This is a genomic window from Cognataquiflexum rubidum (assembly GCF_022538115.1).
Lineage (GTDB): Bacteria > Bacteroidota > Bacteroidia > Cytophagales > Cyclobacteriaceae > Cognataquiflexum > Cognataquiflexum rubidum.
The window spans coordinates 1-25,409 of the sequence record NZ_JAKZAL010000021.1 but is presented as its reverse complement, the minus strand read 5'-3'; the positions used below and the strand labels follow the sequence as shown (position 1 = coordinate 25,409).

26 protein-coding genes and 1 pseudogene are annotated in these 25,409 nt (G+C 42.1%); 12 read left to right on the top strand and 15 right to left on the bottom strand.

The annotated features are described in order from the left end of the window. Positions 1-193: 193 nt before the first annotated feature. The 3 genes from MMU05_RS18635 to yihA all read right to left on the bottom strand — a co-directional run bounded on the left by MMU05_RS18635 (position 194) and on the right by yihA (position 1,961). A complete protein-coding gene (locus MMU05_RS18635; protein WP_241143180.1) occupies positions 194-499 on the bottom strand; it encodes a hypothetical protein in 306 nt (101 codons plus the stop codon). A gap of 89 nt (positions 500-588) precedes the next feature. Then, entirely contained in the window at positions 589-1,032 is a 444-nt protein-coding gene (locus MMU05_RS18630) for a DUF5606 family protein (protein WP_241143179.1), read from the bottom strand. Positions 1,033-1,352: 320 nt separating this feature from the next. Beyond that, positions 1,353-1,961, bottom strand: coding sequence for a ribosome biogenesis GTP-binding protein YihA/YsxC (gene yihA / locus MMU05_RS18625; protein WP_241143178.1), 609 nt, complete (start codon positions 1,959-1,961; stop codon positions 1,353-1,355). A 511-nt stretch (positions 1,962-2,472) separates the two neighbouring features. On the opposite strand from yihA, the gene ubiE reads away from it, so the two are divergent. From ubiE to MMU05_RS18600, 5 genes are all read left to right on the top strand, one after another. Continuing rightward, entirely contained in the window at positions 2,473-3,195 is a 723-nt protein-coding gene (gene ubiE, locus MMU05_RS18620; protein WP_113923447.1) for a bifunctional demethylmenaquinone methyltransferase/2-methoxy-6-polyprenyl-1,4-benzoquinol methylase UbiE, read from the top strand. Continuing rightward, positions 3,144-3,929, top strand: a complete 786-nt coding sequence (porT, locus tag MMU05_RS18615; protein WP_241143177.1) for a type IX secretion/gliding motility protein PorT/SprT — start codon at positions 3,144-3,146, stop codon at positions 3,927-3,929. The genes ubiE and porT overlap by 52 nt, the downstream gene beginning before the upstream one ends. Positions 3,930-4,089: 160 nt before the next feature. Then, the gene (locus MMU05_RS18610) at positions 4,090-4,848 is read left to right on the top strand and encodes an SDR family NAD(P)-dependent oxidoreductase (protein ID WP_113923449.1); all 759 of its coding nucleotides are present in this window, start codon (positions 4,090-4,092) and stop codon (positions 4,846-4,848) included. Between the two features lie 11 nt (positions 4,849-4,859). Beyond that, on the top strand, positions 4,860-5,612 hold the full coding sequence (locus MMU05_RS18605) for a M15 family metallopeptidase (protein WP_241143176.1): 753 nt from the start codon (positions 4,860-4,862) through the stop codon (positions 5,610-5,612). A 135-nt stretch (positions 5,613-5,747) separates the two neighbouring features. After that, a complete protein-coding gene (locus MMU05_RS18600) occupies positions 5,748-6,503 on the top strand; it encodes a ThuA domain-containing protein (protein WP_241143175.1) in 756 nt (251 codons plus the stop codon). Between the two features lie 289 nt (positions 6,504-6,792). Here MMU05_RS18600 and MMU05_RS18595 read toward each other — a convergent pair whose 3' ends face one another. Next, positions 6,793-7,695, bottom strand: coding sequence for an NAD-dependent epimerase/dehydratase family protein (locus tag MMU05_RS18595; RefSeq protein WP_241143174.1), 903 nt, complete (start codon positions 7,693-7,695; stop codon positions 6,793-6,795). A 278-nt stretch (positions 7,696-7,973) separates the two neighbouring features. After that, positions 7,974-8,714: a hypothetical protein gene (locus tag MMU05_RS18590; protein WP_241143173.1), complete on the bottom strand. Its 741-nt coding sequence runs from the start codon at positions 8,712-8,714 to the stop codon at positions 7,974-7,976. A 475-nt stretch (positions 8,715-9,189) separates the two neighbouring features. Between MMU05_RS18590 and MMU05_RS18585 the strand changes: the two genes are divergently transcribed. Continuing rightward, positions 9,190-9,384: a hypothetical protein gene (locus MMU05_RS18585; protein ID WP_241143172.1), complete on the top strand. Its 195-nt coding sequence runs from the start codon at positions 9,190-9,192 to the stop codon at positions 9,382-9,384. Continuing rightward, the gene (locus MMU05_RS18580; protein WP_241143171.1) at positions 9,377-9,778 is read left to right on the top strand and encodes a PIN domain-containing protein; all 402 of its coding nucleotides are present in this window, start codon (positions 9,377-9,379) and stop codon (positions 9,776-9,778) included. The genes MMU05_RS18585 and MMU05_RS18580 overlap by 8 nt, the downstream gene beginning before the upstream one ends. A gap of 48 nt (positions 9,779-9,826) precedes the next feature. Here MMU05_RS18580 and MMU05_RS18575 read toward each other — a convergent pair whose 3' ends face one another. Beyond that, positions 9,827-10,708: a bestrophin family protein gene (locus tag MMU05_RS18575; protein WP_241143170.1), complete on the bottom strand. Its 882-nt coding sequence runs from the start codon at positions 10,706-10,708 to the stop codon at positions 9,827-9,829. 360 nt (positions 10,709-11,068) lie between these two features. After that, on the bottom strand, positions 11,069-12,859 hold the full coding sequence (locus MMU05_RS18570) for an ABC transporter ATP-binding protein (protein ID WP_241143169.1): 1,791 nt from the start codon (positions 12,857-12,859) through the stop codon (positions 11,069-11,071). 176 nt (positions 12,860-13,035) lie between these two features. Here MMU05_RS18570 and MMU05_RS18565 point away from each other — a divergent pair, with 176 nt between their 5' ends. From MMU05_RS18565 to MMU05_RS18555, 3 genes are all read left to right on the top strand, one after another. Further along, entirely contained in the window at positions 13,036-13,893 is an 858-nt protein-coding gene (locus tag MMU05_RS18565) for a phytanoyl-CoA dioxygenase family protein (protein WP_241143168.1), read from the top strand. A gap of 16 nt (positions 13,894-13,909) precedes the next feature. After that, positions 13,910-14,722 (top strand): sugar phosphate isomerase/epimerase family protein, encoded by an 813-nt coding sequence (locus MMU05_RS18560; RefSeq protein WP_241143167.1) that lies wholly within the window; start codon positions 13,910-13,912, stop codon positions 14,720-14,722. Positions 14,723-14,881: 159 nt separating this feature from the next. Continuing rightward, the gene (locus MMU05_RS18555) at positions 14,882-15,739 is read left to right on the top strand and encodes a sugar phosphate isomerase/epimerase family protein (RefSeq protein ID WP_241143166.1); all 858 of its coding nucleotides are present in this window, start codon (positions 14,882-14,884) and stop codon (positions 15,737-15,739) included. 207 nt (positions 15,740-15,946) lie between these two features. On the opposite strand, the gene MMU05_RS18550 is transcribed toward MMU05_RS18555, so the two are convergent. From MMU05_RS18550 to pdhA, 6 genes are all read right to left on the bottom strand, one after another. Continuing rightward, complete coding sequence (locus MMU05_RS18550; protein WP_241143165.1) at positions 15,947-16,264, bottom strand: DUF6787 family protein; 318 nt, start codon at positions 16,262-16,264, stop codon at positions 15,947-15,949. Positions 16,265-16,340: 76 nt separating this feature from the next. Further along, positions 16,341-18,074 (bottom strand): M14 family metallopeptidase, encoded by a 1,734-nt coding sequence (locus MMU05_RS18545; RefSeq protein ID WP_241143164.1) that lies wholly within the window; start codon positions 18,072-18,074, stop codon positions 16,341-16,343. Between the two features lie 336 nt (positions 18,075-18,410). After that, a complete protein-coding gene (locus tag MMU05_RS18540; RefSeq protein WP_241143163.1) occupies positions 18,411-19,730 on the bottom strand; it encodes an aspartate kinase in 1,320 nt (439 codons plus the stop codon). A 40-nt stretch (positions 19,731-19,770) separates the two neighbouring features. Continuing rightward, positions 19,771-20,247: a 6,7-dimethyl-8-ribityllumazine synthase gene (ribH, locus tag MMU05_RS18535; RefSeq protein ID WP_241143162.1), complete on the bottom strand. Its 477-nt coding sequence runs from the start codon at positions 20,245-20,247 to the stop codon at positions 19,771-19,773. An 83-nt stretch (positions 20,248-20,330) separates the two neighbouring features. Further along, a complete protein-coding gene (locus tag MMU05_RS18530; protein WP_241143161.1) occupies positions 20,331-21,044 on the bottom strand; it encodes a tetratricopeptide repeat protein in 714 nt (237 codons plus the stop codon). A gap of 119 nt (positions 21,045-21,163) precedes the next feature. After that, a complete protein-coding gene (gene pdhA / locus MMU05_RS18525) occupies positions 21,164-22,183 on the bottom strand; it encodes a pyruvate dehydrogenase (acetyl-transferring) E1 component subunit alpha (RefSeq protein WP_113923307.1) in 1,020 nt (339 codons plus the stop codon). 104 nt (positions 22,184-22,287) lie between these two features. Between pdhA and recF the strand changes: the two genes are divergently transcribed. After that, complete coding sequence (recF, locus tag MMU05_RS18520) at positions 22,288-23,397, top strand: DNA replication/repair protein RecF (protein WP_241143160.1); 1,110 nt, start codon at positions 22,288-22,290, stop codon at positions 23,395-23,397. Position 23,398: 1 nt separating this feature from the next. On the opposite strand, the gene MMU05_RS18515 is transcribed toward recF, so the two are convergent. After that, positions 23,399-23,803, bottom strand: a complete 405-nt coding sequence (locus MMU05_RS18515) for a DoxX family protein (RefSeq protein WP_241143159.1) — start codon at positions 23,801-23,803, stop codon at positions 23,399-23,401. A gap of 117 nt (positions 23,804-23,920) precedes the next feature. Here MMU05_RS18515 and MMU05_RS18510 point away from each other — a divergent pair, with 117 nt between their 5' ends. After that, complete coding sequence (locus MMU05_RS18510; RefSeq protein ID WP_241143158.1) at positions 23,921-25,060, top strand: TlpA family protein disulfide reductase; 1,140 nt, start codon at positions 23,921-23,923, stop codon at positions 25,058-25,060. A 68-nt stretch (positions 25,061-25,128) separates the two neighbouring features. On the opposite strand, the pseudogene MMU05_RS18505 reads toward MMU05_RS18510, so the two are convergent. After that, positions 25,129-25,332 (bottom strand): annotated as a pseudogene (locus MMU05_RS18505) (nucleotidyltransferase); the annotation flags it as partial. Positions 25,333-25,409: the final 77 nt, after the last annotated feature.

The window sequence follows — 25,409 nt, the reverse complement described above, 5'->3', positions numbered from 1 at the left end:
ATTTAAGTTTTGAGATGAACTAATTTTATGTGAATGAACCAAAACATTTCTCAAGGAAAAAATAATTTTATGAAATAATTGCAAAGAATTGATAATCAGATTAATAAAAATTTAGTGATAATGGTAGGTCTGGATTTGGCCTTGTGGATAGAACTTGTAAAAAAAGATTGAAATTTTGATCAAAAAGAATGTTTCAACCTTCCGAATACTTCCTTCTGATTTCGGCTTTCAGGATTTGTCTTGCGACCAAGGCACGGGCAAGGTCGGAAGCCAAAGTTTCTGGATCTGATTTGTGGAGGATGGTTTTCAGTTTTTCTTCTCCCAAATCCACCCTGTAGCAGATCTGAAGGAGTTTTTCGAAATCCCGGTCGAGCATGGTTTTGATCAAAGGAGTCAGCAGGGAAACCAAATCCTCCTCGGAAAATGCTTCCGCTATTGCCGGGAGTGCAAAATCCTTTTGGAGGGAATGGGCTGCTTCTGTGATCAAAGGAAGATTCATGCTAAATCATATTTGGTTTATAAACAAAGAAAGTGGGGAAAGACCCCCACTTTTATTCTAAGATTTGAACATCAATATTTTGATTGAAATCAAGCTTCCGGTTCTGTTTCTTTGGTTTCTTCGGTGTTCTCCACTTGATCTTCCAAAACTTCGGGAGCATGTTCGCGGATGATTTTGTACCAAGCGACGAGTTTCTTGATGTCTGATGGATATACTTTTTCCTCGTCAAAATCAGGAAGCACGTGCTTCAAGAAAGCTTTCAGTTCGTCGGCATCTGCATCCGCATCCAACCCCACATCGCCTTTAAATTCCTTTTCGATGCTCTTGAGGATATTTTCCAAAGGCGTCGCACCTTCTTCAGTCATGGTGTACATGGAGATTTCGGCAAGGACAGACACCCTGTGGTTGGCACCTGCGATAAGTTTGCCTTTTTTCTCGTCCATGGATTCGAGGATGACACCTCCACGTGAAGGCTTTAGGATTTTATAGAGACCCGGTTTGCCGGAGATGGTAGCGATTTCGTTGAATTTCATTTTCTGCTTTGATTTAAAGGCTGCAAATATAGGAAGATATGGTTATCAGCAATAATTAGGCAATAATTTATAAGGATTGAGTTTGTTCTTTCTATGTCGGACTTCAGCAAGTTGATAATTATGGATATTGGATATTGATTGATATTATATCCTATTCAGAAGTGGGCTTTGGAATTTGAAGCGCAACTTGATATTCTTTGACTCCTATGGTATTTATTTCATATGACGAAAAACCATCAGTGATTTTAATCTTAAATTTTCTGTAAACGATTGCTTCGGACCCAATATCAAATATCAATAAATATCCGTTTTCTGAATAATCATTTTTTACCTTGATAATACTCCATCACTTCACCTTCGATAAAAGAGACCAAAACCTCGCGGCCTTCCTTCTTTTCGGCAGAAGTGATAAAATATTGAGGTTCTTCGCCAAAGATTTCGATGGCTTTGTCCAGAAAAACACGGGCGTTGGCAGTGGACTTTTCGATTCCTTTTTTATCTGCTTTGGTAAAAACAAGTACAAAAGGAATCCCGTTTTCGCCACACCAAGTGATGAATTCCAGATCTATTTTCTGAGGTTCAAGTCTGCTGTCTATGAGCACAAAGATCGCCGCAAGGTTTTCCCTTTTGGTCAGGTAATTCCGGATCATTTTCTCCCAAGTTGCTTTCATGGCTTTGCTCGCTACAGCAAATCCGTATCCCGGCAAATCAACAATATACCATTTGTCGTCAATATGGAAGTGGTTGATCAACTGGGTTTTTCCGGGTTTTTGAGAGGTTTTCGCCAAGCCTTTGTGGTTGGTGAGCATGTTGATCAAAGAGCTCTTGCCTACATTAGAGCGACCGATAAAGGCAAACTCGGGTTTATCCGGCGGAGGGCACTTGGTGTAGTCAGAGTTGCTGGTAAGAAAGACCGCTTTTTTGATCATGGCGAAATTGTTTGCCACAAAGGTAAGCCATTTGGGTTAAAAATAGTCAAGACACCCACAAGAGCCAAGATTCGAACTGTTTTCGGGTTATTGGGAATTTCCCGTAGGCTAGTTCAATTAATTTTACTTGTGTACCCAGATTAATGGATCTTCCAAAATGAACTTTAAAGAAATTCTCAGGGCTTCATGAAATCGATCATTTATTTTTACAGCTACTTTTTCTCTTGACAAAAAAAGTAGCCAAAAAGGTCAAGACGGCAAAATCCTATCCACGCACAAGGCCAGCGCCGGCCCGGTTCGCCGTCGGTCCTCCCCGCTCCGAAATTATTTGATTCGGTTTTTAGTTAGAAAATTTCGAAATCCGTCAAGGACGTGCAATAATTCGGATACATATTTAAATTTTAATCTAGGATTAAAATCCCTTGAAGAAATTGAAAAGGCATTAATTTCCAACAATTTTCGATTGCTCGGGTTTCCTTAGTAATATTGCAGCACATTTTGAAACACGTACATGTCAGTAGTTCCATATAAAGACAAGCAGGAAGGCAAAAAAGAACAGGTTGCCGAAATGTTCAACAACATCAGCAAAAAATATGATTTTTTGAATCACCTGCTGAGCTTGGGTATAGATATCACCTGGAGAAAAAAAGCCATTAAATTATTACAGAAGGACCAACCAAAACTGATTTTGGACATTGCCACAGGCACGGGAGACTTTGCCATTGAGGCTTTGGCCCTTAATCCTGATAAAGTGATCGGTGTGGACATTTCTGCCGGGATGCTGGAGGAAGGCAAGAAGAAAATGAAGAAAAGAAAGCTCGACCATATCATCGACCTTCAGATGGGGGATTCGGAGAAGTTGCTTTTCGAGGATAATAAGTTTGATGCTGTCATCGTTTCATTTGGAGTCAGGAACTTTGAAAACCTTGAAAAAGGGCTTTCAGATATGTACAGGGTTTTGAAGCCGGGAGGGAAAACAGTGATCGTAGAATTTTCGAAACCCAAAAAATTTCCCATGAAGCAAGGATATAACTTTTATTTCAAATATATTTTGCCTCAGATCGGTAAATTGGTGTCCAAAGACAATGCTGCTTACACCTATTTGCCGGAGTCAGTCCAAGCCTTTCCTGACGGAGAGAATTTCCTTTCAGTATTGAAAAAAGTCGGATTTAAACAAACCCAATGCAAACCGCTCACTTTCGGAATCAGCTCAATTTATATCGGAGAAAAATAACGCTCTCCATTTTTGGCGCACTCTTTCTGATAGCAGAAGCCAGTGGTCAATCCCGGTTTAACGAAATCAGCAAAGCAGGTCAGGATGAAAACTTCATTTCTTACGGATTCTTTCTAGCAGGGCATTCCAACACCTGGAGAATGAAATATTCCGAGGCCTTTCTCGACCCTTCCAATACTGACCTGAAAAATATCCAAAGCATTGTGCCGGTATTTTCCGGTGGTTTTTCTTTGGGATTTTTGGTGACTTTCAGGCTGAATGACCAGCTCAATTTGTTGGTCACCCCCAAAGTCGGATTTTACGAGTTCAGGACAGATGTCAATTATTTCACAGCCGTGCCAGGAAATGGAAATTCAGGAAACGAATTTGTCTATAAAAGAGATACCTATATCAACGAGGCCACGATGGTGGAATTTCCTGTGATCTTCAAGTACAAAGCGCAAAGGTTTAACAATACAAGGATGTTCTTTACCGGTGGCGGTTCTGCCATGTTCCGTACCAAAGATCAGGAAGAAGCAAACATTGAAGATTTTGTCACCAAAGGAAAGGACTTTACGGTTGATGTGGGTATGGGCTTTGACCTGTATTTCAAATTTTTCAAATTTTCCCCTGAGGTCCGTTTTTCCCATGGTTTGTTGGATGTCTACAAACCCGAAGAGTCCAATCCCGCATTTAGGGATGCCATTTCCGAAATCAGAAGAAAATCCATTACTCTCTATCTGAATTTCCAATAATTTTTTAAGTCGATAGTGCATGGTCGATAGTCCATAGTCCTTAGCCGCTACGCTGGATTCTGACCACTGAAAAACTGACCACTAAACCCTACCCAATCCTTTTTTTTCCTTTCATAGATTCCCTGTTTCATTCCATGTCAATAATTTTTAGATTCAGGCTATGGAAAGGAAAATTGCGTGCATTACCGGAGCTACTTCAGGAATAGGAAAAGCCACAGCCATTGCCTTGGCAGGACTTGGCTATGCCATCATCGCGACAGGTAGGCGCAAGGAACGTTTGGAACATCTTGCAAAAGAACTTCCGGCAGGAACTGATTTATTGACACTTTGCTTTGATGTCAGAGAAAAAGAAGCAGTCCAAAAAGCTTTGGGCAACCTTCCCAAAGAATGGCAGGATGTTGATATTTTGGTAAACAATGCCGGAAATGCCCATGGACTTGACCCAATCCAAAACGGAAACACTGACGATTGGGATGCCATGATGGACATCAATGTGAAAGGATTGTTGTACGTTTCGAAAGAAATCATGCCGGTAATGATTGCAAGAAAATCAGGAACAATCGTCAATATCGGATCCATCGCCGGAAAGGAAGTTTATCCCAACGGCAATGTCTACTGCGCTTCCAAGCATGCTGTGGATGCGATTACACAAGGCATGCGGATGGACCTGAATCCATTTGGGATCAGGGTGATCGGAGTTCATCCGGGTTTGGTGGAAACAGAATTTTCCATGGTCAGATTCAAAGGAGATGCCGAGCGCTCCAAAAAAGTATACCAGGGATTTCAGCCTCTGACTCCGGAAGATATCGCAGAGACCATCGCTTTTGCTGTCAGCAGACCGGGACATGTGGTTTTGGCGGATATTGTGATGCTACCTACAGCCCAGGCTTCAGCAACTGTCATCACCAAAAAACTTTAACTAATTCTCCCTTGAAAAATCTATCCTACATAATCTTCCTTCTAATCTTTCTCGCCTGCGAGTCCAAGATCAATGAACAAACTTCCAACGGGGTGGAAATCGATGATCTTGTAGCAATCGGAGACGAGCAGTTTAAGATCAAGTATGAGGTCAGTGAATTGGAACAGAAAATCATCGATGCGGGGTTGGTGGATGTGGAAGTAGTGATTCCGGGGATTTTTGTGGATTTAAAATATTCTACCACTGATAATTTCTTTGGCAAAGATGTGTATGGTGATCTGACAAGGTGCTATGTGCAGCCTGAAGTCGCCGAGATGCTCAAAAAAGCCCACGAAAAACTGAAAGAAGAATATCCTGACTTGACCTTTTTGGTATATGATGGAGTACGTCCCCAAAGCGTGCAGCAGATCCTTTGGGATGAGTTGGACAAACCCGATAGCGTCAAACCCCTGTATGTAGCCGATCCAAAAGTAGGAGGTTTGCATAATTTTGGTGTGGCCGTGGACCTTACTTTGGCCAAGCAAGTTACCGGGGAGGCCTTAGACATGGGGACGCCTTTTGATTTCTTTGGCTATCCGGCCTATCCCGAGCGTGAAGCCCAGATGCTGTTGGAAGGAAATATCACCAAGGAACATATCCTCAACCGGGAAATCCTCAGGAAGGTCATGGCACATGGTGGATTCACCGGCATCGGCTCCGAATGGTGGCATTTCAATGCATTCTCCAGAAAAGAAGCAGGGGAAAAATTTGAGATGGTGAAGTAGAAGTTAGAAAGTTAAAAAATTGAAAGGTTGGAAAGTTGCCATGCCTCCAAAATCTTGTTTCTCGGCTCTCGGCTCTAATCTCCCGCTTCAAAATACTTGATGCTAAAATCTTGATACTTGATACTAAAAATTAACATGAACCTAAAAACCTACCTATCCTCCCTACTGCTCGTCTGCATCATGATGCTGGGCTTGAGCTTGGAAACATTTGCGCAAAGCAATCCCCAATTCCGTGTGTTGGTTTTCAGCCGGACCAAAGGATTCAGACACCAGTCTATTCCTGACGGGGTTGTAGCACTAAAAAAACTCGCCCGGGACCAGATATTTGATATTTACACTACCGAGGACGAAAGCTATATCACTGACAAAAACCTGGAGCGCTATGATGTCATGGTCATGATGAGTACCACCGGGACGATTTTCAATGACGAGCAAAAAGCCGTGATCCAACGTTTTGTCCAAGCTGGAAATGGCATCGTCGGCATCCATAGCGCTACCGATACAGAATACGAATGGCCGTGGTATACCAAGCTTATTGGAGCGCAGTTTCTCAACCACCCGCATCAGCAGACCTTGAAGCTGAACGTCGTCAACCGTGAGCATCCCGCAACCTATCACCTTCCTGAAAAGTGGGTTTGGTCCGACGAGATTTATGCCTTCAAAAATTTCAATCCTGATGTAAAAGTCCTGATCACGGCGGATGAAAGAACCTACGATCCCAAAAACGGTATGGGAGAATTTCACCCTATGTCCTGGACCAATGAATATGACGGCGGGAGGATATTCTACACCGCGATGGGCCATACCGACTGGGCATTTTTGGATGATGCCTTCCTCAAGCATATCTATGGGGGAATCTGGTGGGCTGCCAAAGGATTTCCGATAGATTAAAACCCTGAATTATCTCCTTTCAAACGAAGCAGGTCTAACCAACCTGCTTTGTTTTTTTATTCTTCCCTAAAACAAAAAAAACTGTTTTTCGGCTAGCTTGAATGGCGATCATAAACTTTAAAAACTAAAACCAAGTTATGGTTAAAAATAATTTGCGCGGGGTTTTTGATAGGAAACCTGATCCATTTTAAATTACCGAATCAAGAAATTACCTTATTTTTTCATGCGTTGGTATCAGCCTTTTTCGAAGGAATTAGACAGCAAATATGGATTTGCCTCATGAAGCAAATTATTCCCCTTTAACATATTTCCGCCAGTTGTGTTCCTCTTTGAAACCCAGAAGTTCGCGGATTTTTCGGTTTGAAAATAAGGCCTCATGTTCGCCCAATTCACGGGTAATAGGAACCCCTGGAAAAAACTGATCCGCCAATTCTTTGCTTGGGATAATCGCTCCGTTATGGTCATTGCCGGCATTGAAAACCTGAAAACCCAAGTCATCTTTTTGCAGACACAGGTCCACAATCTGTCCCAAGTCACGTGCATCAATATAGCAGAAGGCATTCCTTCGGCGGACTTCGGGGTTTTTGAAATAGTGGGGAAAAAGTTCTGCATATTCATGGGGTTCAATCACATTTCCGATGCGAAGGGCATAAATGTCAAACCCCGACCTGCGCTGAAAACTGCGGGCAGTGTGTTCATTCACCACCTTTGACAAGCCATAGCTGTCCATGGGATCGACGTCGTAGTCTTCCTCTAAGGGCAGTGATTTGGGATCGGTCGGCCCATCCGAAAAACAGATTCCATAGGTCGTCTCCGAGGAAGCAATGATGATTTTCTTGATACCCAACTTGACAGCCGCTTCGATCACATTGTAGGTGCCGATGGTATTGACCTGGAAAGTCTCATTGTCAGGCTTGATCAAAATCCTGGGAACTGCAGCAAAATGCACGACGGCATCAAACTTTGGGATGCCATTTCCCGGTTCCAACTCATCCAAGGCGGCATAGGAACTCATGGCATTGAACATCTGCCCGGAGTCAGTGATATCCGCTGTCAGGTTATCCACCCCCGGATATTTCAAAGGCGTCAGGTCCACATTCATGACCCGATGACCTTGGTCGAGTAAGTAAGGTATCACATGCTTTCCAGCCTTTCCTGATCCACCGGTAAAGAATATTCGTTTTTTGGTCATGGGGTTTTAGGGTTGATGGTCAATTATTGTTTTACTGGAGTGCTTTTAGAAATTTAGTGGGTTTCTTGAAGGGATAGGTAACGTTTTGCAGCTACCCGAAGGTGGCGATTTCGAAGCACTTCACTGTCAACCAAGCACAAACTTTGATAGAAGCACAACGTTTTGCAGCTTGGCGAAGTGGCGGATTTAGAAGCACTTACTTTCAATTTAGCACTAAACTTCATTTGAAAACCAAATGTTCAATTTAGCACTAAACCCGCCATTTTGCCAAGCTGCTGTTAGTGGCAGTTAATTTTTGTTAGTTCTTCTATTTTCAATTCTATTGGTGTTTTATATCTTTCATTTGCTATGTCTGCGGTAAATGATTTTTTCGGCTTTAATATAATTTTGTCGTCTGTCAGATTTATTGTGTCAACTAAAGTATAAATGTCTTCATAAAATTGTAATTTATAATTACCAACTCTGCAAATATTGTTTTTCCTGTCTTTATATTCAATTATTGCCTTTGTCCCACCATTAAGTGCTTTAATTTGATAATAAATGTCAACCTTATATGAATTTGTTTCCTTTGTTTTGAAATGGATTTTGATTTCTGTGTCAAACTCTGTCAATAAATTTTCTGTCTTCTTAACTAATTCCAAACCTTCGTTTTGGCTTATGTGTGTCAAAACTTTGAAAGTTGTAGATTTTATAAAGTTGTCCTTTTCACTGTCGTGGAGTGAGTTTAACTTTTCAGAGTCAATTCCAAAATCTATGTATTTAATTCGTTTGTCAATATTTCGGTTAGATACTATTATTTCATTCTCTTTAATGAAAGTTGTCAAGTTGATATAAATATGGTCAAACTCGCCATAAGAATATTTTAGTTCGTTCAGTTTCCTTGCAATTCGTTGTCCAATATAGTTTGTGTCATTTGTCGGAATGAAAAGTTTACCCAATTCGTGAGGCATACTTTGTCCTTCAATATTCTGTTTTTCACTCTCGTAAAATCGTATGTCTTTCAATATTCTGTCTGCCATTTTCGAGGGTCTGCTTTAATTGCCACTAACGTTTTGCTTCACGCAATCATTGCGCTATGTATGCCAAATGGAATACATTACGCAACAGTTGCGGATATTTTTGAATTATCTAAACATAAAACTAATATTCTAAATATCCAATTTCGGATTTCAGCTTTTATAGTGACTAAACAGACTTTCCTTTATCCCAAAATATACCATCCGCCCACCTCTCCTTAAGGATACTCCGTGTCTGAGGTATGGATACTCAGTGTCTTAGCTAAAGATACTCCGCCTTAAAATTATCTTTTAGCTAACTTTTTGATAATCCGTAGCAGTGAATTGGGTATAGAAAATGGAATAGAAACTTTCACCTTCTGGTTCAGGATTATAATTAAGAGTTTTATATTCCTCAATTTTGTTTAAATTTATCTATATCAAACCTTTATAAAATATGATCAGGCGAATTATAATTCCGAAAAAGAAAACATATACTTTGGAAATTCCTGAGTCTTTTATTGGAAAAAAAATTGAATTAATAGCTTTTGAAATTAAAGAACCGGAAACAGACCCATCTTTGGCTAAGGAAGTTACGGCTATAGGCAGTCTATTTGCAAAGTTTGATGGACTGACATTTGACAGTAAAGGAACGTATTTTTTCAGCCGAGAAGAGGCAACTGATTATGAGTAAAATTGCTGTCGACACAAATGTGTTACTCTATTTTTTAGATACTTCTATAGATCAAAGAAGAACAAAAGCAGCTGAATTAATTTTACTTCATCCCGTTTTCAACTCCCAATCACTGAGTGAGCTAATAAATGTTTTGAATAGAAGGTGGAAATTTCCTAAAGATTCGGTTATTGAAATTATCAGTAGGTTGATGAAAGAATGTCAATATGTTCCTATTTCTGATCAAACAATAGGAATAGGATTTGAATTAGTTGAAAAGTATGATTTTCAGATTTTCGATGCTTTTATTGTTGCAACGGCCTTGGAATCGGGTTGTGAATTTTTATACACGGAGGATTTACAGAATGGATTGGTAATTGATAAAAGACTTACTATAATCAATCCGTTTGTTTAGAAAATTAAATTCCAAATAAGTTGCGGTTTAGAATGACAGGCCGAAAACCTACCCCAAAATCTCCCCCACATTTCCTTTGATATTCTCGGCGATCTTGGCCATCGGCAGGTCGTTGCTGTCGGTACCAAAGGGATCTTCGATTTCCTCCGCAATCAGTTCCAAACTCGCCAAAACATAGAATATAAAAGTCGTCACCGGAATGGTAAAATATCCCATCGACAGCGCCAAGCCAAAGGGCAGTGTCGCCACATAGATAAAGATAAATTTTTTGATAAAAGCACTATAGCTAAATGGAATCGGGGTATTCTTGATCCTTTCGCAGGCACCACAGATGTCGGTGAAGGAACTGATCTCTCCATTGAGGACGATGAGTTGGTCACCGCTGATGACTTTGTTTTTGTATAAGTTGTGGACTTTGAAAATCATGCTTTCAGCCACTTTGTTGGGTACATGTACTTTGTGGCCAAAGTCAGGCAGTTCGGGATGTGGTTTTTCGTCAAGCTGGAGCATGGTACTGTCTTTTTGGAGGTGCCTTCGAAGTGCCAAAGCATACAATGGAATCACTTGCTTGAAAAAAGTCCTGGACCCGTGGTCTTCTACCGGCAAAAAAACCTGAAGCTTGATAGCGAGATTACGGCTGTTGTTGACAAGGTTTCCCCAATGTTTCCTTCCTTCCCACCAGCGGTCGTAAGCGGTATTAGTCCTGAAGACGAGTAGCATCGATATAGCAAAACCCAAAAGCGTATGCATGATGGTGATGTTTCGAGCATCGCTGTTTTCGGACAACTTGAGGTAATTGACCTCCAGGTACACAATCCCCCAAGAGTACAGCGCAATAAAAATCAATGTTGGGATCAGCGGTCTGATGGTATCAGCCTTGGTGATTTTGAAAATGGCAAGCAGCCAGTCTTTGGAATTGTAGTAAAACATTTTACGGAGAAAGAATAAATCCTGCGAATATAGAGGAAAAGGTACAGAAAGGATGAGATAGGAGGGATGAAGGATGAGGTAAAAAGTGAAAGGTGAGAGGTGGGGATAAAGGTTGAGGTAAAAGGTGAGAAGTGAGAGGTGGGGATGAAGGTTGAGGTAAAAGGTGAATGGTGGGAGGTGGGGAAGTTGGAAGTTTGAATTCGGAGGTCATTTGGAGATCAAGTAGCTGACTTTCCAGAAACTGGGGCTTTGCGGCCCTGCGTGAGATTAAAAGTATTTCCCCTTTGCCGCTTTGCGGGAAAATGATTGTTCCTGCTTCGGGAGAAGCAGGATAACTTTGGAAAAGATTTTTAAACCTTTTTACTCCGCAAATTGCAACCTTACCAGATTGGCATAAAACCCATCTTCCTGCAATGCCAATTGTTCGTGGGTTCCTTCCTCGACAATCTCCCCTTCCTTGAGCACATAAATCCTGTCCACCTTGCGGATCGTGGATAAGCGGTGGGCGATGATAATGGTCGTCCTGTTTTTCATCAGTTCATCCAATGCCTCCTGTACCAATGCCTCAGATTCAGCGTCCAAAGAGGAGGTCGCTTCGTCTAAAATCAAAATCGCAGGATCCTTCAGGATGGCCCGGGCGATGGCCACACGCTGACGCTGTCCACCGGAAAGTTTGATCCCCCGCTCACCTACTTTGGTTTCCATTCCTTCGGGAAATTTGCTGATAAACTGCCAGGCATTTGCTTTTTTGGCAGCTTCGATGATTTCTTCCTCTGAAGCATCGGGCTTGGCGTAAGCTATATTTTCTTTGATGCTTCCGCCAAATAAAAGAACTTCCTGTGGGACGATTCCGATATTGGATCGGAGTTGCTTCAGATTCCAGGTGTCGATTGATTTGCCATCAATCAATATCTGACCTTTGTCAATCGGGTAAAACTTCAGCAAAAGCTGGATAATGGTAGACTTACCGGCTCCGCTTTGACCTGCCAAAGCGACTTTTTCTCCGGCAGGAATTTCAAAGTCTATGCTTTTGAGCACTTCCATTTCGGGACGGGTAGGATAAGAAAACCGTACACCCCGGAAGCTTACTTTTCCTTCCATCGGGACTTTTTGGAAATCTGCCGTGGAGACTTCTGGAGCTTCGCCCAAAATCTCCAAAACCCTCTCAGAAGAACCAATGGCTTTTTGGAGTTGGCCATAAATGTCTCCCAAGCCTGCAATCGACCCACCGATAAATGTGGTATAGAGTACAAATGAAACCAAATCTCCCACGCTCATGTCTCCGGAAGCCACTAATGTCGCGCCGTACCACATCACCGCTACGATGCCGCCAAACAAAGCAAAGATGATAAAGGAGATAAAAGCGCCTCGGAATCCCGCGGCTTTCAGTGCCACTGCCACGACTTTATTCAATCCTTTTCTATACCTGTTGGATTCGTATTCCTCACCAGCAAAGGATTTGACAGTCATGATGGACTGTAATGTTTCTTCCACAATCACATTGGCAGCTGCAAGTTCATCTTGGGTTTCTTTGGAGAGTTTGCGGATAAACTTCCCAAAGACCATCGCAATGATTACCAAAACAGGGAATGTCGCCAACATAAAAAGCGTCAATTTGGGCGTGGTCATCATCAGGAAAATCACACCTGCGACCAAGGTGATGATCTGTCTTAGGAGTTCCGCTAAGGTCGTCGAGAAAGTATCCTGCAACATGCTGACATCGGCTGTAATCCTGCTGATCAGTTCTCCGGTTCTTCTTTTGTCAAAAAAGGTCATCGGCAACTGCACCAATTGGCTGTACAATGAAATCCTGATGTCCCGCATACTGCGCTCGGATACTTTGGCAAAAAGCCACACCCTGAAAAAAGAAAAAATACTCTGAACCAATAATATTCCCAGGAGGATAAATGCGATTCCGTTGATGTCATCCACCAACCATGTTTTCCCTGAAGCTGTATCGATGAGTTTTCCCGCCACATAGGGAAAAGTCAAAAGTGTAAGACTTGAAAATATGAGGAAAAGCATCCCCAGGAAAAAATTTAATTTGTAAGGTAAGATAAACCTAAAAATCCCCCCAAGCTTACTCAGATTCTGTTTGGTCAGCTTGCGCTTTTCGTGCTCTTCAAGGGCATTGCCTCTCTTTTTTGCCATGGATACTTTTAATTCTGAATTCCTAACCTGCAAATCTAAACAATATGCCCGTAGACCGAAGATAAAAGATCAGATTTTCAGGGAGAGAACCTGACTGTTGGAATATTTATTTTGAAAATAGGCTGGCAGTCCAATTACAAGTTGTGTATTTTTATAAAAAACCAAATTCCAAACCCATGAGCCTCTCTACCTTGACTCCCGCCCAAGTAGCTGATTTCCACCGGGACGGTTACGTCCTGGTCAAAGGATTCTGTTCTAAAGAAGAGACAGAAAAAATGTACAGGACAGCCATCGAAGACGATGCCATGAGAAAAAACGCATTGGACCTCAATGACCTTTCAGGGAAGAAAACAAGACTTTCACTTTGGTTTAAGCCCGGGAATGATGTTTTTGGATACCTGACAAGGAGTGAAAAAATGGTGAAGTCAGTGGCTAAATTGTTGGACAGTGATGCACCTGTCTGTCACTTTCATTCTAAACTCATGCAAAAAGAACCACGTGTCGGCGGAGCTTGGGAATGGCATCAAGACTATGGGTATTGGTATAAGAACCAGTTTATGTTTCCGGACCAACTCCTTAGCGTCATGGTGGCATTGACGGAAGCCAACAAGGAAAATGGCTGCCTTCAGGTAATAAAAGGTTCCCACAAATTGGGCAGGGTTAATCACGGGTTTTCCGGGGAACAGGTCGGTGCGGACATGGTCATGGTCGAAAATGCCCTCAAAACAATGGAATTGGTGTATTGTGAAATCGATCCGGGAGATGCCTTGTTTTTTCATAGCAATTTGCTGCACAGGTCAGAAGCCAATCTTTCTGACAAACCCCGTTGGTCCATCATTGCCTGTTACAATTCCCAATCCAACCTATCCTACAATGAAACATCCACTTCTTGGAAAACTCCTGTAGACATGGTTCCGGATGAAGCCATTTTGGAATGGGAGGCAGACTCACTTTCCTCTGCCGATTTTCTCAAAAAGGAAAATGATCCCGCGCTCAAAGAAACAGGTTGGGAAAAAGATGTAAAGTCCTCTTGATTCCAATTTCATCAATATGAAAATAGCATACTTTTGCCCGCTTTGGGGCTCCGAAGCCATCCCTTTTGAAGATTTCTTAAACCGTGTTTTGGAGGCAGGATATGACGGTGTGGAAATGAGTTTTCCTTTGGATGAAAAGGAAAGAGATCAAAGGGCAAATCTGATTAATTCTTATGGTTTAAAGTTGATAGCCCAACATTGGGAAACTGTCGATGCTGATTTTTTGGTGCATACCAAAAATTTTGAAAGAAGACTCAGAAATTTGGCTGCGACCAATCCCCTTTTTATCAATTCCCAAACCGGCAAGGACTACTATTCCTTTGATCAAAACAAAGCCTTATTTGACTTGGCATCCCAAATTTCAATTGAAACATCAATCCCTGTCCTTCATGAAACCCATCGTGGCAAATGGAGTTTTGCTGCCCATATTACCAAAGGTTACCTTGACCGCCTTCCTGAACTGAAAATCGCCTTGGACATTTCCCATTGGTGTGTGACTGCAGAATCCTTTTTGGAAGACCAAGAGGAGGCTGTTCAGACGGCCATAAGGTCGACAGCGCACCTTCATGCGAGAGTTGGATATACCGAAGGGCCGCAGGTGCCGGATCCAAGAGTTCCTGAATGGAATTCCGCTTTGGAAAAACACTTTATGTGGTGGGATCAGGTAATTGAAAAAGCTGCAAAAGAAGGCAAAACAACCTTCACGGTGACACCGGAATTTGGGGCTCCTCCCTATATGGTCCTGCATCCTCAGACTGGTAAACCACTCGTCAATCAATGGGAAGTAAATGCATGGATGATGGAAACTTTCAAAAAAAGGTATCTTTAATCAAAATTTAATTCCCGCAGATGGTGCGGATGAAGCAGATCGATTCTTTGAAAAGTTCGAATAAATTATAGACATAAAAATAATCTGCGGCAGTCTGCGAAATCTGCGGGAGCAAATCTTTAGAAAATAGAAAAACGCGAAGCTATAAAGTCAGACAATATGAACAAGTTTCTCCTCACAACTTTGATGTTAAGCCTGCTTTTGGTAGGAAATATTGAAGCCCAATCCAACAAAGCACTGTTTCCTGACACACCCGGGATGGTTTCTTATACTTACCGCGACAGTTTCAAAAAGGATGTAGCAGCCACTTTGGACACTTTGCAGGCCATGGGCATCAAGGACATGGAGTTTTCCAATCTCTTTGGAAAGACGGCAGCGGACTTACGGGCAATGTTGGATGAGCGCGACATGTTTTGTTCGTCCTTTGGGGTGAGTTATTCCGATATGATGGAAAAAACCGATCAGGTGGCAGAAAATGCCAAAACGCTTGGAGCAAAATATGTCAGAATTGCTTCGATACCATATACTGCACCTTTTGACTTGGCAGAGGCAGAAAAAGCAATCGCTGATTTTAATGTCGTTGGGAAAGTATTGAAAGAGAAATATAACCTGACTTTTTGCTACCATAACCATGGCTTTGAGTTTCAACCCCATGGAGACGCAACCCTTTTTGACCTAATGATTCAGAAGACTGATCCCAAGTATGTGAGTTATGAAATGGATATTTTATGGACATTTTTTCCCGGAGCAGATCCTGTGGCTTATCTCGAAAAATATGGAGAAAGGTTTGCTTTGATGCATTTGAAAGACCTGCGAAAAGGAGTGGAAGGAAACATGTCGGGTGGAACACCTGTTGAAAATGATGTTGCTCTTGGTACCGGGCAATTGGATCTTCCGGCCATTTTGGTTGCTGCCAAAAAAGCCAAAGTGAAGCATTACTACATTGAGGATGAAAGTCCCGTGTACTATATTCAAGTTCCCCAAAGTATGGAGTACCTGAAAAATCTAAAAAAATGACTGTTTGAATTGACCAATGGTCAATAGTCCACAGTCGACAGACCATAGTCCATAGCCACGGCAATTGGACTTCATTCCGAGTGTTAGAATGGTTAATGGCAAGAATGGGTAGCTATGTAAAAAAACTGTGAGGTTAGGATAATATCCATGAATTTCAAATATCTATTAATGTCCATTTAGAAAAATTAGGTTCATTCATTTAATGACCTATTTCCTTCCAATTATCCTCCTAATAAACTGCTTCTCCTTTTCCCAAAAGAAGGAAAACTGACCAAATACAAATCCCCACATCAAGAGAATAACCTGATAAAGCGGCAATACCAAGAGCAGGTATAGGACTGTTTTCCAAAACCCGCCCCTTTCCATACTGACTCCCAAAAAGTCAAAAATCGGTTTTTTGATTAACAAAATCGTGAAGCCTGTCAGAGCAAAAACGATGAGAATCAAGACAACCTGCAGCAAGCTATTCAGTTTCCATTTGGTCTGAAGCCTGGTCAGGAAGTTCGGTTTGGGTTCTTGAGACATTTTTGATTTTTTAAGGTAAAGGGAATCTAAGGGATTTTCAGAAATGACTTTGAGTAAATTTTAAGGGAGAGTAGATTCAATTTTCGACCCTAAAGACTGGATAGCGGTTATGTTCTTTCTCTTTCCAAGGAGAGCGTTCATGAACCCATCTCAACTGTGCACCGGCACTCTTGGCCAATTCCTCATCTTTTGCTTTTGCCTCTTCCAGCTGTTTTCTGAGTTCGGGGTTTTGCTTCAGGTATTCTGCTGCCAAATCCTCAAAGACATAGGCTGAAAAACCCTCTTTGGCTTGGAGAATGGTGTCAAAGAAATTCCATGCAAAAAAGCTGTCCTCCCCTTGCGGTTCCAACACTTCCATGACATAGCGGTTGGTTTCCTGATTCATTTCAATCATGTAATCCCCTTTTCTGAAAGTCAATGCAGACTGGGATTTTTCAACCTGTATCCCGGTATGCAGGTAATGTCCTTCAAAAGGACGCTGCCCGGTTTGGAAATCCTTGATATGATAAACCGTAACCTGAATAGTCGTATCGGCTTTCAGTTGTTCGGTTCTGATTCCGTTTCTTTGGAGGTTTTCAATCACCGGATACCAAGCTTGAGGAATGATATAGGCTTTTGGTTTTTCGATGACCAAGCCATCAGAATAGGTATCAAAGAATTTTACTTCCTTGGAAAAGGGTTTCGTCCGGTCATAATATAGCCTGGGTAGCCCTGAGATTTCGGAAGGTTTTTGACTTGATTCATAGCCGTTAAACTCAATCAGTGAATGTTGATTTTTGTCCAACACGTGGTTTAAGGCAAATTCTTTTTGGGTTTTTCTTGCCATCCGGTCTGCCTTTGCCATTTCAACGATTTTATCACCGTCTTTTTGGAAGACTTCAATAAAGGTTTCAAACAGCGCATAGGTGGATTTCACCCTTTGGTCATAGGGCTTCAGCATGTGGGTCTCCGGCATGAAACTCAGCGTACTGAAAAGCGCCGCATAGCCGCTGCTATACCTGCCGCTGTCCTTGAATTGGTTCCAACCGTCTTCGGGTTTTGAACCATAAGCATTGACATAAGGCACCATCGGGAATTCCCTTGCTTTCATCTTTTCATACAGCATTGGATTCATTTCCTGATCCAGATAGCTGCCCAATTTGCCACCAAGTCTGTTGTGTTGGGTGGAGATCAAAGTCATCACATGCTGGTAATCGGCACCGTTGCTGACGTGCGTATCGATAAATACCTGCGGCCTCAGCCAATTGAAAATCTGCTGGAATGACTTGGCGTTTTTTGTATCTGCTTTTATAAAATCCCTGTTGAGGTCAAAGTTTCTTGCATTTCCACGGAAACCGAATTCCTCTGGACCGTTTTGGTTGACCCGGCTAAATGAGCCTCTGTTCAGTTGACCACCGATATTATATACCGGGATGATGGCCATAGCGAGGTTTTCCGGAACCTCGATTTTTTTGAGCAAAACATCCCTCAAAAACATCATCGAGGCGTCGATGCCATCGGGTTCCCCAGGGTGGATGGCATTGTTGATGAAGAGTACGAGCCCGTTGGTATCATGCCATTCTTTGGGATCAAATGCGCCTTTTCGGTCAAATAGGACCACATGCAGTGGAAGTCCGGCATCTGTCATGCCCATCTCCACAATTCTTACTTCCTTAAAATCATCAGCCAGAATCTGAAAATATCCGATCACATCATGGTAAGTTGGAGTTTCCTTTCCGCCACTGGATTCAAATTGGGTCTGGTATTTCTTTTGGGCAATAGCTGAAAAGCCAAGGCAAAATGCCAACAATAAGAAGAAAGATTTTTTCATGCCCGAATTTGGGGAAATTGGCTAAATAATGCTAAACCATTATCCGCAATAATTTATGGATGGTAACTTTATACTTTCTGGAAGCGGATAATAGTCCATAGTCCACAGAGAATAGGTATTTGTAGAAGTATTGAAGGATTTTATCATTACGTATATTGAGTTACGCACCTTGCGTAACGTACTTTACGTAATGGCACTCTCTACAAAACAGATTTTGGAAGGAATAGGTCAGTTTGCGGACAGAAAGTAAGAATGCAACTTATACTTTTTCAAAATTGGAAAATAAAAAAACCCACCTGATCATTGGTGGGTTCTTCTAAAAATCGGGCTTTTGGTTTACCATTCAAACAAGCCTTCATTCAGGCTTTTCAAGGCCTCATTTTTATACTTTGCTTCCAAAAGGAGAGACACGTTGTGGCGGCTTCCTCCATAAGAAACCATCCTGATCGGATAATCCTTCAGGCAATTCATGATTTTGGCCATGGTTCCTTTGGATTCGGCTATCATATTTCCCACGATCGAAACGATCGTCTGATTGCTGTCCACCTCGACGGTTCCGTATACTTCAAGTTCTTTGATGATTTCTGCCAAATGTGAAAGGTCATCAATGGTCAATGACACAGCAATTTCCGAGGTGGTAATCATGTCGATTGAAGTTTTGTATTTCTCAAATACCTCAAACACTTTTCTCAAAAAGCCATAAGCCAAAAGCATCCTGCTGGATTTGATTTTGATGGCGGTGATGCCATCTTTGGCTGCAAGGGCTTTCACACCTGAGCCCTGTTCTTTGGCAGTGATGGTTGTTCCGGGGGCATCCGGTTCCATGGTATTGAGCAATTTGACGGGGATGTTATATTGTTGAGCGGGCCAAATGGAAGCCGGGTGGAGGATTTTGGCTCCGAAATAGGCCAATTCCGCAGCTTCGTCAAATGAAAGTTGGGCAATAGGACGGGTTTGGTCCACGATCCTCGGGTCATTGTTGTGCATGCCGTCAATGTCGGTCCAGATTTCAATTACCTCAGAATTGATGGCTGCCCCGATCAGGGATGCCGAATAATCAGAACCTCCTCTTTTGAGGTTGTCGACTTCATTTCTGTGGTTTTTGCAGATATAACCCTGTGTCACAAAAATCCTGTCTTGGGGATAGTTTGCGAGAATAGCTTTGAGTTTTTCAGAGATTTTCTTTAGTTCCGGTTCATGGTTTTCGTCGATACTCATGAAATCCAAAGCCGGCAAGAATACGGCGCCGATCCCCAATTCCTGCAACAGTGTAAAAAACAGCTTGGTGGACAGGAGCTCCCCCTGTGCCAAAATATCCCTGTTGATAGCTTCGTTGAAAGAGATTTTCAAAATGATATTCAAAAACTCAAAGTGTTCTTTGATGACTTTTTCCGCCTTTTTTTGTGCAGCATCGGATTTGAGTAGTTGCTTGTAGAAGGTAAGGTAATGCTGATGAAGTGCATCGATTCTTTCTTTAGCCAAGTCTTTGTTGGCATCAGCCAAGGCTTCGCCAATAGACACTAGGGCATTTGTCGTCCCTGAAAGTGCTGAGAGGACAACAATTTTTTTGTCAGTGTCTCTAGTGATCAGGTCTTTGACTTGGTGCATTCTCTCGGGTTTGCCCACTGAGGTTCCCCCGAACTTCATTATTTTCATAATGGATATGGTTTAAAAGGTTTGTTCTTTTTGGAGTGGGTCAAAAGCCCAACATTTTGATAGCGGTTATGGCAGCTTCATCCCCTTTGTTACCGTGTTTCCCACCGGACCTATCCAAAGCCTGCTGAAGGGTATTGGGTGTCAAAACACCAAAAATTACTGGTTTGTTAAATTTCAAAGCGACGTTGGTGATACCATGGGCGACAGCATCACAGATAAAATCAAAGTGCCTGGTTTCTCCCTGAATTACACATCCCAAGCAAATGACGGCATCGATTTCTTCCAATTCTGCAAGCCATTGAGCTCCAAGGGTCAGCTCAAAGGAACCCGGCACATTCTTTCTGAATATGTTTTCTTTCTTGGCACCGTGCATCAACAATGTTTCTACCGCACCGGAGAAAAGAGATTCCGTCACTTGTTCATTCCATTCAGATACGACAATGCCGAATTTTTTACCAGAAATATCGTGGATGTTTTTGTCAGAATACTGACTTAGACTTTTCAATGAAGTTGCCATGGGAGTTTGGTTTTTGGTATAAATAAAAAAGAGTAAGACCACAGGGCCTTACTCTTCCAAAATGCTTTTGAAATATCAAAGCATTACTTAGAGGCAAGGCCTTCCAAGCGCGCTTTGTGTTTTCGTGCGTTAGTATATTCAAATGACTCAAAGTACTTGTCTTCGATTTCGCCATATGCTTTGATAGCATTGTCAAGGTCGCCTGCTTCTTCGTAAGCCACGGCTAATTTGCTCAGGTAACGAGGTGCGAAAAATTTGTTTTCCTTATGGTCAATAGCTCTTTTATAAGCAGCGATCGCGTCTTTGGTATTGTCCAACTCCATGTAAGCATCTCCCAATAGGGCAAATGCTCTTGCCTGAACAAAAAAGTCATCTGCAGAGAATTGCTTCAGGTGATCGACGGCTTTTTGGAATTCGCCTTGAGACAAATAGATCGAACCTACATAGAAGTGGGCAAGGTTAGCTGCGTCAGTTCTTCCATAATCGTCGATGATTTTTAGGAAACCCGCGTTGGAACCGTCACCGTTTAGCGCAAATTCTATGCTGTCCTGCTCAAAGTAATACACAGCCTGAAACATTTCAGCCTGAGCCTTGGTGTTTTTATTTTGGGTATCAATCTGGAAGTACAAAATAGCTGCAATCAATAAGATTACTCCTACGAGTATACCTCCAAATATTTTTGAATTCTTTCTGATAAAGGCTTCCCCTCTTTCCAATCTTCCTTTGATTTCTTCCGGATTTTCCAGAAGCTCATGCTGATGCGCAGATTGGGATTTCTTTGTTTGTTTCGTAGCCATTCTTTAAAATTTTCCGCCGCAAATATAAGGCTTTTACTTAATTCACAAATAACAATAAAAAAAACCAGTCATGAATATGTTCACTTACACCCATGACCGGTTTTGGTTCTTGTCGTATTTTATTCCATTACAAAAGGATAATCCTCCTGCATATATACATCCTCAAATGCCTTTTCACCATCAGGCCAAGGAGATTCTTCCGCAAATTTGACAGAATCATCTACCTGTTGCTTCACTCTTTTGTCGATTTCGGCTAATTTTTCCTCTGTCAATATTTTATTGTCAAGAATGGTTTGCTTCACCTGCTCGATAGGGTCTCTCTGCTTGTATTCTTCTACTTCCTCCCTTGTTCTGTATTTTTGGGGATCTGACATGGAGTGACCCTTGTATCGGTAAGTTCTGAATTCCAACAATGTCGGTCCGTCCCCTCTTCTCGCCCTGTCGGCTGCTTCAGCCACAGCTTCATGTATTGCTTCTACATTCATCCCGTCGACAGGGAATGAAGGCATGTCGTAAGCCTCTCCGATAGTATATAATTCAGTGACATTGGAAGTTCTTTCTACAGAAGTTCCCATGGCGTAACCGTTGTTTTCGATGACGAATATCACCGGGGTTTTGTATAGCATCGCGAGGTTTAATGCCTCGTGAACAGCACCTTGTCTTACCGCACCATCACCCATATGACAGATACAAAGGTTTTTTGTCCCTCTGTATTTCTCAGCAAAACCGATTCCAAGGCCCATCGGTACCTGTGCACCAACAATTCCGTGGCCTCCCATAAATCCTCTTTCCTTATCAAATATGTGCATGGATCCACCCTTACCTTTTGTGGTGCCGGTAGCTTTTCCATACAATTCAGCCATCACAGCTCCGGGATCAGTGCCCAATCCAAGTGGATGTGCATGGTCACGGTATGCAGTGATCCACTTATCATCTTTGTCCAATGCAGTGATCGCACCGGCAGCGCATGCTTCCTGCCCGATATATAAATGACAAAATCCTCTGATTTTTTGTTGTCCGTATAATTGACCTGCTTTTTCCTCGAACTTCCTCATCAACAGCATGCTTTCGTACCAGAATGCATATGTTTCTTCGGAATATTTCACTTTTGCTTTGGGAGCTGTACTCTTCTTTGCCATATCGTATAACGTAAAATATGCTAAATTAGGCCTCAAATATAATCAAACAGGCTGAATTTTAAGGCCGAGTGCGAAATTAGTCAAAAACCCCACAGATTCTAAGCATGCACCTCAAAAATATCCGCCTCAAGCAGTTTAAGAATTACCAAAAGGCGGAAGTGCAGTTTTCCCCCGAAATCAATTGCTTTGTTGGGGTCAATGGCAGCGGGAAAACCAATCTGTTGGATGCCATCCATTATCTCTGTCTGACCAAAGGGGCTATCAACGGCGTGGACCAACTTAATGTGCTTCATGACCAAGAATTTTTTACAGTTTTTGGTGACTTTGACCTTGAGGGAAAAGAAATCGAGGTCAGGTGTATTTTTGAAAGTGGAAAGAAAAAGCAGTTGCTCCAAAACGGCAAGGCAATAGAAAAAATGAGTGACCACGTAGGGCTATTGCCGGTGGTCATGATTGCGCCGGATGATACGATGCTGATCAAGGATGGAAGCGAAGAGAGAAGGAGATTTTTTGACAATATGCTTTGCCAAATGGACAAGCAGTACCTCGAAAAGTTGGTCAGGTACCAGCATTTTCTTAAACAAAGAAATGCCCTGATCAAGCAATTTGCTGATAGAGGAAGGTGGGAAAAGTCCCATGTTGAGCCATACGACAGGGAGATCATCGGGCTTTCACAGTTTTTGGCAGCGGCAAGGAATGCCTTTTTGGAAGAATACCTTCCTCTGCTCCAAGAATATTATGCCATCATATCTGATAACCACGAGGCGGTGAATATCACTTACGAAACCAATTGCCTATCAGAAGATTTTTCAAATCAGTTTCTCCAGAATGCCCAAAGGGATTTCATCTTAAAGCGGACCAATATGGGAATCCATAAAGATGATTTTGTCTTTGAAATCGGAGGTTATCCTATCAAAAAATTCGGTTCGCAGGGACAGCAGAAATCATTTGTAATCGCCATCAAGCTTGCGCAGTTTCAGATTTTTTTAACACACAAGAAAACAAAACCCGTTTTGCTACTGGACGATATTTTTGACAAGCTCGACGACAACAGAATAGAAAAGCTGATGAAGTTGGTGGCTGACCACCGCTTTGGTCAGCTTTTTATCACCGATGCAAGGCCAGAGAGGTCAAAAGCGATCCTAAGTGAAATTGATGCCGAAAGCAGGTTTTTCCTAATCGAGGAAGGGGAAATTTCCCCTTGGAATCAATAAATTACTTTTTGATCTGACTGTCAACAGAATATTTTCCCGGTCCGGCAAAGAATAGGAATATGAAAATCAGTAGAAACAGCAAGGGCTTTTCTTTTGAACCAAAGGGATCATCCGCATGGGCAATAAAGGCAGCAACAGACATCGTAATCATCAAGGGGATCAGTGAAAGTCTGGTTAGAAAACCAAATGCCAATAAGATCGCGCAGAAAAACTCTGCAAAAATGGCAAGCTGAAGAGAAATAGCCGGACCCAAGCCTATCGGATCGCTGAATTTGACAAGGTAGGTGCTGAAGTTAGCAATTTTCGGCCAACCATGCGTCAACATCAGCAAAGCTGCGCCGATCCGTAAAATTGCCAATGAGATGTCCTGAAAATAGGATGAGGTCGAGAAGATAAGTTTTTTCATTTTTTGGAATCCAAAAGTTGCAAAATACGGTTTAATCAATCAAAGGTAACAAGAAATCGAAATCAGATTTCTAAATTGTACCCTTAATACCTAGAATTAATCATCCAAACAATAAATATGAAACCATCTCGCAACTTCATTTTACGGGCTCTGTCCCTATTTTTCACCTTTTCGGCACACTTGACGGCATCTGCCCAAACCCCAACCCAAGCTTATTTGGACTATATGTCAGGCTTGGAAAATTATGTCCAAAACGACCTTTATGGAAAAGTTTCAACCATCTTGTATGATGCAGAATCTGCACCATCGGCTGAGGAGTTTATTGTTTTTTCTAAAGAGGTAAAAGAGGAAATTGGTAAATTCTATGAACAAAACTCGAAAGGGCTTTTGGAACAGGAGAAAATCGGAGCAAAGACTTTTTCCCATACCATGATGCTTCAACTAGGCGAACTCTATCTGGATAGGGTGCAGGACCTGGAACCCGGACAAAAACTGGAGTTCTTGGATGCCTATTTTGAAGGTGTCGGGCTTGATTCAGAGATTCAAAACCTTTCTGAAGACCTGTCTAGGTCGATGATGATGACATTACATGCTGCTATGGGGATCCCTTTTGGAATGCCAAACACCGAAGTCGAAGCTTATATCAATGGAATGGCTGAACCAAAAAAAGAGCTATTTCAGGCAGCATTTATCTTGAATGACATGCTGATGCTGACAGGAGGCTATGAATCGAGCAAAAATCAAGTGGCAGCTTTCAGGAATTCTTATCCCAATTCCATCTATTTGGCAGATGTCAATAAAAGTCTCTCTGCAATAGAAAAACTCAAAGAAGGAGCCGTAATCGAAAATTTTTCTTTTGTCGATTTAGAAGGAAAGTCAGTGAGTCTGATGGATTACAAAGACAAGATTATTTATCTAGACCTTTGGGCATCTTGGTGCGGACCGTGCATCAATACTTTCCGGACCAAGACACCTTTTTTCGAAAAGAAGCTGGAAGGAAATCCGGACATCGTCCTGATGTATATCTCTATCGATGAGCAACCCGAACCGTGGAAAAATTACCTTAGCAAAAACAAAATGGGCGGCGTACACCTCTTTGCAGGAAAGGGATTCGAAGCAGAGATCATGAAGTACTTCAAAGTTTGGGGTATTCCCCGCTACCTGATCATCGGCAAAGACAACAAGATCATCAATGTGAATGCACCGAGACCGGGAGATGAGGCCTTTGAGGTTTTGAAGGAAATTTCGGGAAGTTGATTCGATTACAAAACAAAATAGGCTGCCCAGATCGTTCTGAGCAGCCTTTTTCATATTTTTTGAAGTTTTTATTTCCAAAGATTCCTAGGATATTCTCCTGACTCATGCATTTTTTTCAATGAATCGATCACGACAGGTTTGTCTTCGGTGTAGGTGACGCCAAACCAGGTTTTGCCACCTTCCAGGATTTCGAAAGCAGCTTCGCCTGATTGGATCAGGTTATTGGCCACAGTCGGGATATAAAATTCAGACTTGAGATTCTCTTTGTTGGCTCCTGTTTTGTGCGATGGGACACCCAAGCTAATTTTTCATGATAGCTGATATTAGTTCCTGTTGTTCCTGAGTTGGT